This window comes from Vibrio sp. Vb0667, assembly GCF_033391095.1.
The window spans coordinates 1-1,270 of record NZ_JAWPOL010000223.1 but is presented as its reverse complement, the minus strand read 5'-3'; the positions used below and the strand labels follow the sequence as shown (position 1 = coordinate 1,270).

Sequence of the window (1,270 nt, the reverse complement as noted above, 5' to 3'; positions counted from 1 at the left end):
TTCGCAGGGGTAGGCCACATTTCATCGCTGACCGGCTCTAACATCTTGTCACGCATTGAGTGCACTTCAAACCCAGGGGTGATCAGCTCGGCCCAATCAAACAAATTGGCTTCTAGCTGCTGAATAAAGGTGTCGTTGTCCTTCTCACTTCTCCATACAGGATGCTGTGCCACATGGTTAAATCTCAGTTCAACCGGAATATCATTTTTGTCAAAGTGAACCTGTACTGGGCCGCCATAAGGAGAAGTCAGCGTGATGGTTTCACCCGCTTTGACTTCGTAAGCAAATGAAGTCAGCAGTTTAGGTCGAGTATAACCGTCTTTACTGAACTCATGGGTCGCTCCACTTCTTAAGCTATTGATGACAATTTTTGTGGTCACATCATTGTTGTCTTTACGCGTTACCGTGAAAGTCTCACCTGGCAGCGCATACACTCCTGCCGAACGGAAGTTGCGTTTAGACTCCATATTCACCGTAGTATCAATTCTCTTTACATCGGCCCCAAATTCACTGCGGCTGAAGTTTCCCATATTTGGTTGTTTTGGGTTGATGCGACGACTGTTGTATTGAACGTAGTCCGCGAAGTACGATTTCAAAAATTCAGTCGTCCCCGTAGACTGCTTATCCATTGGAAAAGAGGCCGTTTGACGATAATGATCCGCCAATAACACCATCAGCTTTTCGTATTGATAACCATCTTGTTCAAACAACGAGATTTTTTGCTCATCAAGTGATTTCAGCCATTGGCGAATGCTGTTGGCAGCGTCGTAAAACTGACTGTCCATGTTCGCTACTTCTGGGCATGATTTATCATCACATTGGGACAAATCAACATTGAAGTTTTGAGTTTCGAAACGGGATAACAACGCTTGTTGCGTGATGACAGAATCTGGCACAAAGTTCATCAGTGATGAAGGTGCCCAATCGACCAAACCTAACTTACGCCAATAGTTGTCCCCCACGTAGTCAACATGGAATTTTGCCAAAATGTCTCGGCCAAGATCGGTCAGCCCACCGTCCCAATGCAGATATAGAACCGGAATTTTAGCTTGCTCGGCATAAGCCAGCGCATCTATTACCTGTTGGTTGGTATCTCCTGACAGCAAATGTTGTGACAGAATCAACAGGTTTGGCTTATCGGCTTTCAAGCAGCTAAGTAATTTTGAACCGTCGCACAGGTTAGCTTCATTAAATATCAGGTCTGGTGAAATATTGTTATTTAACCAACTGCGCGTCGCTTGCTCATCAGGAAAGTAATAAGACTGATCCA

1 protein-coding gene is annotated in these 1,270 nt (G+C 44.9%); it reads right to left on the bottom strand.

Annotated features, from left to right (window positions below):
• A partial coding sequence (locus tag R8269_RS24795; RefSeq protein ID WP_318222854.1) for an ImpA family metalloprotease occupies positions 1-1,270 on the bottom strand: 1,270 nt, incomplete at both ends.